Origin of the sequence: Paenibacillus forsythiae T98, from assembly GCF_000520735.1 — a bacterium.
GTDB classification, from domain to species: Bacteria; Bacillota; Bacilli; order Paenibacillales; family Paenibacillaceae; genus Paenibacillus_AQ; species Paenibacillus_AQ forsythiae.
The window spans coordinates 1-8466 of the sequence record NZ_ASSC01000423.1; the positions used below are offsets into that span (position 1 = coordinate 1).

Genomic DNA, 8466 nt, shown 5'->3' on the forward strand with positions numbered 1-8466 from the left:
TTTCCCCGACTCCTCCGGTCGATTCCTTAAGGGCGTCAACCAGGAATCTGGCGTCTTTCTCAGCTTGCGTATGCGCAACGATGATCAGCTCCTTGTCCATCCGGTCTATGTCCGACAGGGCGTGGGATAGCATCTGCTCCACCGCTTTTTCCTTCTTGCCGCGGACCTTGCTCACGGGGACGATGCTGCCGCCTGCCAATCGAAGCACCGGACGAATCTTGAGCAGGCTGCCGATAAAGTTCTGCATGCCCGAACAGCGGCCGCCCATATGTATATAGTCGAGCGTGTCGATGACGAACTCGGTGCTCAGCCGGCTGCGGCTGTGCTCCGCCATGGAGACAATCTCGTCTGAGCTGCCGCCGCGGAGCGCCGCCTGAGCCGCCTTCACGGCCAGCAGGGCGATTCCGCCGCATAATGTGCCGGAGTCTACGACCTTTACGCGTCCGGGAGGAAACTCCTCTGCGGCAAGACACGCATTCTGATAGGTAGAAGACAGAGCGGAAGAAAGGCTGATATAGACGATGTCGCGGCCTTCCTCAATCGCAGGCGCAAAGGCATGAATAAAGTCGGCAGGCGAAGGGGCCGCCGTCTTGGGCAGCGCGCCGGCTGCGGCCACCTTCCGGTACACCTCGTCCGGCGTAATATCTACGCCATCCCGGTAAGTGGCGTCCTCAAACACGACATACAGCGGGACGACGCCGATGTCATAGGATTCTTTCCAGCCTTGCGGCATATCGGATGTGCTGTCTGTATAAATCTTTACGTTGGGCATGAAATTCTCCTTCTCCGGTAATCAGATCCCTTGAATCTCAATACATACCTCATTTCTTTCAATTATAGCAAGCTTAGGTCCAATCATAAACCTACCTAATTTGTCCGTTCCCTGCCCACGATAAGACGCGAAAGAACCGGCCGGGCACATGCATCTGTGCGCTTGGCCGGTTCTTCATTTGTTGGACTAGCTTCGCTTATGACCTCGTCATGACCGGAATCCATATCTCGCAGCGGTAATCTTCCGAGGCCGGGTCTCCGGGCGGGTACAGCTCAAACTCGGGTCCGCCCGAATGCTCGTAGCCGGTGCCGGGGAACCATTCCTGGAAGATTCTCGCCCACACACTCTGAATTGCGCCTGGCATGGGACCGACCGAAGTGAAGACGGCCCAGGTCGCGGCCGGAATCACGATGGAGGAGTAGCCGTCCGGTGTCGGCTCGTCGTTCTCTACGGCAATCCAGTAGGTGAGCGTCTCCTGCTCGTGATTCATATCGGCGCATATTCCGAGCAGATCATGGATGCCGCCGCCCAGCTCAAGGAGCTTGTCGTAGGTGCCGTCCTTGTTGCATTCCAGCCAAAATTGCGGGATTCTCCGCAAATTCTCTCCATCGCGGCAGGAGGTCTTCATCGTCTTGCCGACCACGGTAAACGCTTCTTTGTTCACGATACGGTAATCCATTTCTTTGTCTCCCTTCAAGGACAGGTGGAAGGAGAGGCGGGGGAAAGCCTTCAGAACGGCCCCAGGCTCGCGCGCCGCCGAGGGCGTAAGGCCATGCGCCTTGCGGAACGCCTTGGCGAATGCCTCCGGCGAGTCGTAGCCGTATTTGAGCGCGACGTCCAGCACCCTGGCCGGCGTCATCGCCAGCTCCTGGGCGGCGAGCGTCAGCCGCCGTTTGCGGATGTACTCGGCGACGGTCACTCCGGTCAGCAGATTGAACATCCGCTGAAAGTGGAATGGCGAAGAGCAGGCTGCTCTAGCGATATCTTCCATATTTACCGGTTCCGTCATATGTCGTTCCATATATTCCAGCGCGTCCTTCATTCGGTTCAGCCATTCCATCGTCTGCCATCTCCTCTGCAACTATCGTATCACGTCGCTGCCCGCCGATCCTGTTCTTCCGTGCTTCCTGTGGACAGTATTATAATTGCCAGCCCCACAAGTATAACGCAAATGCGACATGAGGATTACGAAGACTTTGATGCTTAGAGGATAGCTTGGTGAATGAGTGTTGTTAATATTTCCCAATGGAAATATAATATAGACAGTGAAGGGAGATGAACGAAATGGAGTTTACACAAGGTAACATGAGTTAAAATGGCGGTTAAATGACCGACCGCCATTATTTTTTTATGAGGGGGTTGGTTAGTATGACAAGAACTAAGTTGATCATCGTTGAAGGTATATGGGGTTCTGGCAAGAGCACAACAGCTAAATTGATTAATGACCATTTAACAGCATTGGGAATAGACACACATCTATTTCTTGAGGGAGATTTGGATCATCCGGCAGATTACGATAAAGTTTCATGCTTGACAAATAAAGAGTATCAGAAGCTATTAGAGAGGCATTCAGAGTCCGTCGGATTGATTCGGTCGATTACTCAGTGCAAAGGGGACTACAACTTTATTGATTATGGTAAGCACATACAGGAATCAAGTAAGGTGTTCCCGGATGAACTGTTGTCTGATGTGATGCAATACGACATTTATGATGGAATACTGCCATTAGAGCAGCATTGTGAAGTGCATTTGAACAGGTGGAGCGAGTTTGTACAGGCTGGGCTGCAAGAGGAGACGGTAACCATTTTTGAGTGCTGTTTCATTCAAAACCCCCTTTCAGCCATGCTTGGTCGATATGATGCTTCGGAGGATACCATTACAGATTATGTACTGAAGCTCGGCGACATTATCAAGCCGTTAAACCCGTCACTTCTCTATTTTCATCCTGGTGATGTTCGCTCTACTTTAAAGAGAGCATTCGAGGAACGCTCATCCGAATGGCAAAATGGCGTAACTCAGTATTACACTCAGCAGGGGTACGGGCGGAGTCATGGGCTGACAGGGTTTGACGGACTTGTTGAGTTTTTAAGAGTTCGAACCGAAATAGAGATGAAAATCATAGAACGGCTCTTAATTTCGAAGTCAGTTATAAGAAATGATGACCTCAATTGGGAACGGGTTCATCAGGAAGTGATTCAATTTGTTATGTCAAACAGAGAAAAATAACCAATGGTTTGCACAAGAAACGCTAGTTCAATAAAACAGCTATAGTGTGCAACAAACACAGCCGTTCAGGGAGGAGGGAATCTCCGCCCCGGACGGCTTTTGTCACTCAATCTAGGCTTGAAGGAAACGGCCTGAGCGCTAGATGGCGGCGGGCACGCCCTGCGAGGTCACTGTGCCAAGTCCACCAACGGTGTACTCCTTGTCATAGATCGTAATGGCAGCCGGGGTTTCGGTCTCGTTGGCAACCGTAATGTCCCGGTCGGTAACGGTAACCTTGAGGCGGGAGCCGCGAAACATGACCTTGAAGGAATAGGAGGACCAGTGGCCGGGATTGAACGGCTTCAGCCCGAGCCGCCCGTTTTGAACCCGGAGTCCCCCGAAGCCGTGCACAATCGACATCCAGGTTCCCGCCATGCTGGTGGTATGGCAGCCGTCCTCGGTATCATTGTTATAGTTATCGAGGTCCAGCCTTGAGGTCCGCAAGTACATTTCGTAGGCCTTCTCCTTGTATCCCAGCTCGCAGGCGAGAATCGAGTGAATGCAGGGGGAGAGGGAGGACTCATGTACAGTGATCGGCTCGTAGAAGTCATAGTTCCGTTTTTTCGTCTCCAGGTCGTAGCGGTCGTTCAGGAAATACAGCCCTTGCAGCACGTCGGCCTGCTTGATGTAGCAGGAGCGGAGAATGCGGTCCCAGGACCATTTCTGATTCAGCGGCAGATGCTCGGGGGCAAGCTCCTTGACCGGAATGATCTGCTTGTCGAGGAATCCGTCCTGCTGCAGGAAGATGCCACGCTCCTCATCCAGCGGGTAGTACATCTTATCGATGATATCCTGCCATTTATCCGTTTCTTCTTCCAGAAGACCAAGCTTGTCGACCAGCTCCGCATAACGCGTGTCTTCATGTTCCCGCAAATAAGCGAGCGCTTCCAAAGTATACTCCAGCGTCCAGGCGGCGATCCGGTTCGTGTACCAGTTGTTGTTCACGTTATTCTCGTACTCGTTCGGTCCGGTAACGCCGAGCATGACGTATTTGTCTTTATGCGGTACGTAGTGCACGCGCTCTTCCCAGAAACGGGAGATTTCCGCCAGCACCTCCAGGCCATATTGCCCGAGATACGATTTGTCGCCGGTGTAGTTCACATAATTGTAGATGGCGTAGGCGATGGCCCCGTTACGGTGAATTTCCTCAAAAGTAATTTCCCACTCGTTATGGCATTCCTCGCCGTTCATCGTCACCATCGGATACAGCGCGCCTTTGGCGAAGCCGAGCTTCCGGGCATTCTCCTTGGCCTTCTCCAGATGCTTGTAGCGGTAAATCAGCAGGTTGCGGGCAATCGAGGCATCCGCAGTGCTGAGATAGAAGGGGACGCAGTAGGCTTCCGTATCCCAGTAGGTGCTGCCGCCGTATTTTTCACCGGTAAAGCCCTTGGGTCCGATATTCAGCCGGTCGTCCTCGCCGGTATAGGTCTGGTTCAGCTGAAAAATATTAAAGCGGATCGCCTGCTGCGCTGAAGGATCGCCCTCAATAATAATATCGCTTTCCTTCCATTTGTCCTTCCAGGCCTCCGTCTGCTCGGTCAGCAAGGTTGCAAAACCGGCCTCCCTTGCCGACTGGAGAGCACTCTGCGCCGCCTCCACGAGCTGACCCAAACCGTAGTTGCGGGAGGTCACGCTTGCGGCGTATTTGTAGAGGATGACCTGATCGCCCTGCTGCACCGGAACCTTAACGATATTCGCCACGTATTTGTCGCGCAGAACCGTCTCGGCATCGGCTTTCAGCAGTTCCCCGGATACAGCAATTTCATACGCCATGGCGGTGGTCACGTGAAAATCAAGCTTCTTCGTCTTCAGGGTCAGATACCCCCCGCCGGGGAAGCCGTCCTTCTCGACCTCGTTCCAGAACTTCTCGTCATAGTTGGCATCCTTGTTCCTGATGTCGCCGTCCAGATAAGGGGCCACCGTGATCGTTCCCGAGAAATTCAGCGGGGTGACGGAATAGCGGATCGCGCCGATCTCCCGCCGGGCCATGCTGACAAACCGGATGCTCTCGACCTTAACCTCCTTGCCGTCCGCAAGAGCGGCGGTGAAGCTGCGGGACAGCGTGCCTTCCTTCATGTTCAGCTCCCGCCGGAATTCCGATACGGTGCATGCCGCGAGATCCAGCGGAGTGCCATTAATATTGATGTCGATGCCAATCCAGTTGGTGCTGTTCAATACTTTGGCAAAATACTCGGGATAACCGTTCTTCCACCAGCCGACCCGGGTCTTGTCGGGATAGTACACGCCGGCCATATAGCTGCCCTGAAGGCTCCGCCCGGTGTAACGTTCTTCAAAATTGGCGCGCCCGCCCATATAGCCGTTGCCCAAACTGAATACGCTTTCGGAAATTTCCTGGGTTTGCGGATCGAAGGTTTCTTCAATGATCGACCATTCATCGATTTTTAAGTATTGCTTCATATCCATCGGCTCCTTCAATATATAAATTAATATTTGGAAGTGAACTTATACGGCGGCAAAAGCTTCTTTAAGCCGGGCAACGCTCATCTCAAGCAGGGAAGGGACAACAAGCGACGCCGCTCCGAGCGTTTCGGGCGAACCGATGCCAACGCTTGCCATTCCCGCGCGTCGGGCCGCTTCGATCCCGGCTTCGGCGTCCTCGAAGACAACGCAGTTCACGGGGGGGACGCCAAGCGCTTCAGCACCGAGCAGAAATACTTCCGGATCGGGCTTGGCGACGGAAGTATTGGTTCCGTCGATAATCGCATCGAAATACGGCGTAAGTCCGGTGTTGTTCAGAATGGTCATCGCGTTCTTGCTTGCAGAGCCCAGCGCGGTTCCGATGCCCTGGCTGCGGCAATCCTCCAGAAAAGCCAGAGCGCCGGGCAGAATCTCCGAGCTGTCCATCGACGAAATATACTCCACGTAACGGCTGTTTTTACTTTCGGCGAGCCGGGCTTTTTCGGCCTCATCCAACGCAAGTCCGCCAATTTCCAGCAGAATGTTCAGCGACGCGGAGCGGCTGACCCCTTTCAGCCGCTCGTTATCCTTCTCCGTAAATTCAAAGCCGAGCTGATCCGCAAGCTCCTTCCAGGCGATGTAATGATACTTGGCGGTGTCGACCAGCACACCGTCGAGATCGAACAGGCAAGCCTTGATTTCAGTCATAATCATTCTCCTTAAAGTCAATTTGGCACGTCCTCGAATGGATAGTGCAAACGTTTGTACAGCGCTCCAAAAAATAAATGAAGCGCTCGCTTGCTTCATTTACTTATTCACTTCTCACGGGAGAGAACATGGAAGACTCGCGTACAATCAAACGATGAGGAATGATGAGCCGTCTGGTCAGGCCCGGCTCCTTGCTCTGCTTCGGAATGGCCTGGATCAATATCTGGGAAGCCGTGTAGCCCAAATGGTAAATTCCGATATCAATGCTGCTGATTGGCGGAGTGGACAGCTCGGACAGCGGGATATTGTTGAAGCTGACCAGCGCAAGATCAGCTGGAACACTGTAATTCAGCTCACTCAATCCCCGGAGAACACCGAAGGAAACGATATCGTCCACGACGACAAGCGCCGTGGGGCGGCTCGGCAGATTCATGAAGAATGACATGGCGCGGTAGCCGCTTTCCTGGAGAAATTCTCCTTCCACAATCCAATCGGATTTCAGTTCCAGGCCGTGATGCTCCATAGCTTTCCGGTAGCCTTCAAGCCGGTCCCGCGAAACAATCAGGTTCGGAGGACCGCTGACAAAGCCGATCCGTGTATGTCCCATGGAGATGAGGTGATTCGTAGCATCATAGGCCGCCATCAGATTGTCGGTATCAACGGACAGAATATCATCATACTTGTCGCTGCGTCCCACCAGAACGAAAGGGTATCCGTTAGTCTTCAAAAAGTCGATCACCGCGTCGTCTTTACGGGAGTACAGTAGAATCGCGCCATCGACGCGCCGTCCTTTGAGAAGCCGGGAGACCGCCGCAAGCTCTTCCTTTTCCGTCGCGCCGGAGCTGATCAGGACATCGTAGCCTGAACGGCTTGCCTGTGTAACAATCCCGCGAATGAGTTCCATAAAGAACAGATTGGAGAACAATTCCTCAGCCGGCTTTGGCAGGATGATGCAAATGCTGTTCGTCGTCTTCGACACGAGACTCTTGGCCATAATGTTCGGATGATAGCCCATTTCTTCCATAATGACCTTAACCTTGCGGGAGGTTTCCACGCTGATTCTAGGATGGCCCGACAACACCCGGGAAACCGTGGAGGGCGATACGCCCGCTCTCTTGGCCACGTCCTTGATGGTAACTGTCATAGAGAACCTCCTTGTGGAAACGCTTGCTTATGTTTATCTTAACCGAAGTGGATTCGATTGTAAATAGTTTGCTTTATCGGTCTGCCGCCTTCAGGATGGAGAAGCCGTGTGCAGGAAGCTTTACCGACAATATCCCCCGGTCAGTGTGGAGCGTTTGACCGGTAAACAGGTCTTTCCAGCAAGCGTCCGACAGCGGAAGACGGAAGGTTTGTCCCGTATCCTCCTTATTGAGAAGAACAACCACTGACTCATCCCCCAGACGGCGTTCATAGGCCAGCTTGCTGCCATGACTTTTCGCTTCAAGGAAAGTCAGAGTTCCTGTACGAAGCTCCGGGTGGTTCTTCCGAATGGCGATCAGCTTGCGATAGAAGGCGAACAGCTCGCGGTCCTGCTTCGCCGGGTCCCACTCCATGCATTTCCGGCAGTCCGGATCTTCACCACCGTCAAGCCCGATTTCATCTCCATAGTAGATGCAGGGAGCGCCCATAAACGTAAATTGGAGCAGGGCGGCCAGCTTCATTTTCTTCTTGTCTCCTCCGGCGAGCGTCAGCAATCGGGCGGTATCATGGCTGCCAAGAAGATTGAAGGCGACTTCACTGGCCTGAAGCGGGTAGAGGGATAACTGCTTGCCGACAGCATTGGCGAATCCTTCGGCATCCAAGGAGCCGTGAATGAAGAAATCGAGCACCGCGTCGGTAAACGGATAGTTCATGACGGCGTCAAACTGGTCTCCCTCCAGCCAGGGGGAGGATTCGTGCCAAATTTCCCCTAATATATACGCTTCGGGATTGGCCTCTTTCACGACCTTCCGGAATTCGCGCCAGAACCCGTGATCCACTTCATTCGCCACGTCCAGCCGCCAGCCATCGATGCCGACCTCCTTGATCCAGTATTCGGCAACTCCCAGCAGGTACCGCTTGACGTCCGGATGTTCCGTATTGAGCTTCGGCATTTCCTCGACAAAACCGAAGGCGTCGTAGGTGGGAATTCCGTTCTCCGATTGAACGGGGAACTTGCGAATATGGAACCAGTCCTTGTAAACCGAGTTCTCGCCGTTCTCAAGGACATCGACAAACGGCGCAAAGCCGCTGCCCGAATGATTGAACACGGCATCAAGCAGCACGCGGATTCCCCGTTCATGGCAGGCGTCCACAAGCCG

Annotated in this window: 7 protein-coding genes; 1 reads left to right on the forward strand and 6 read right to left on the reverse strand. The window is 53.4% G+C overall.

Annotated features, from left to right (window positions below):
* On the reverse strand, positions 1-772 hold a 772-nt coding region (locus L692_RS0113640; RefSeq protein ID WP_025700665.1), incomplete at its 3' end, for a DegV family protein.
* Positions 773-968: 196 nt separating this feature from the next.
* On the reverse strand, positions 969-1832 hold the full coding sequence (locus L692_RS0113645; RefSeq protein ID WP_025700667.1) for an AraC family transcriptional regulator: 864 nt from the start codon (positions 1830-1832) through the stop codon (positions 969-971).
* Between the two features lie 308 nt (positions 1833-2140).
* Between L692_RS0113645 and L692_RS0113650 the strand changes: the two genes are divergently transcribed.
* Positions 2141-2998 carry a P-loop NTPase family protein gene (locus L692_RS0113650; protein ID WP_025700668.1) on the forward strand — a complete coding sequence of 286 codons (858 nt, stop codon included), beginning with the start codon at positions 2141-2143 and terminating at the stop codon, positions 2996-2998.
* A 138-nt stretch (positions 2999-3136) separates the two neighbouring features.
* On the opposite strand, the gene L692_RS0113655 is transcribed toward L692_RS0113650, so the two are convergent.
* From L692_RS0113655 to L692_RS0113670, 4 genes are all read right to left on the reverse strand, one after another.
* Entirely contained in the window at positions 3137-5455 is a 2319-nt protein-coding gene (locus tag L692_RS0113655) for a glycoside hydrolase family 65 protein (protein WP_025700669.1), read from the reverse strand.
* A 45-nt stretch (positions 5456-5500) separates the two neighbouring features.
* Positions 5501-6163, reverse strand: a complete 663-nt coding sequence (gene pgmB / locus L692_RS0113660) for a beta-phosphoglucomutase (protein WP_025700671.1) — start codon at positions 6161-6163, stop codon at positions 5501-5503.
* A 103-nt stretch (positions 6164-6266) separates the two neighbouring features.
* A complete protein-coding gene (locus L692_RS0113665) occupies positions 6267-7307 on the reverse strand; it encodes a LacI family DNA-binding transcriptional regulator (RefSeq protein ID WP_025700672.1) in 1041 nt (346 codons plus the stop codon).
* Positions 7308-7380: 73 nt separating this feature from the next.
* The coding region (locus L692_RS0113670) for a glycoside hydrolase family 13 protein (RefSeq protein WP_025700673.1) at positions 7381-8466 on the reverse strand (1086 nt) is incomplete at its 5' end.

Bases quoted from the DNA above. Each gene is read 5' to 3' on its own strand.
- pgmB (WP_025700671.1), bottom strand. From the start codon at position 6,163: ATGACTGAAATCAAGGCTTGCCTGTTCGATCTCGACGGTGTGCTGGTC.
- L692_RS0113650 (WP_025700668.1), top strand. From the start codon at position 2,141: ATGACAAGAACTAAGTTGATCATCGTTGAAGGTATATGGGGTTCTGGC.
- L692_RS0113665 (WP_025700672.1), bottom strand. From the start codon at position 7,307: ATGACAGTTACCATCAAGGACGTGGCCAAGAGAGCGGGCGTATCGCCC.
- L692_RS0113645 (WP_025700667.1), bottom strand. From the start codon at position 1,832: ATGGAATGGCTGAACCGAATGAAGGACGCGCTGGAATATATGGAACGA.
- L692_RS0113655 (WP_025700669.1), bottom strand. From the start codon at position 5,455: ATGAAGCAATACTTAAAAATCGATGAATGGTCGATCATTGAAGAAACC.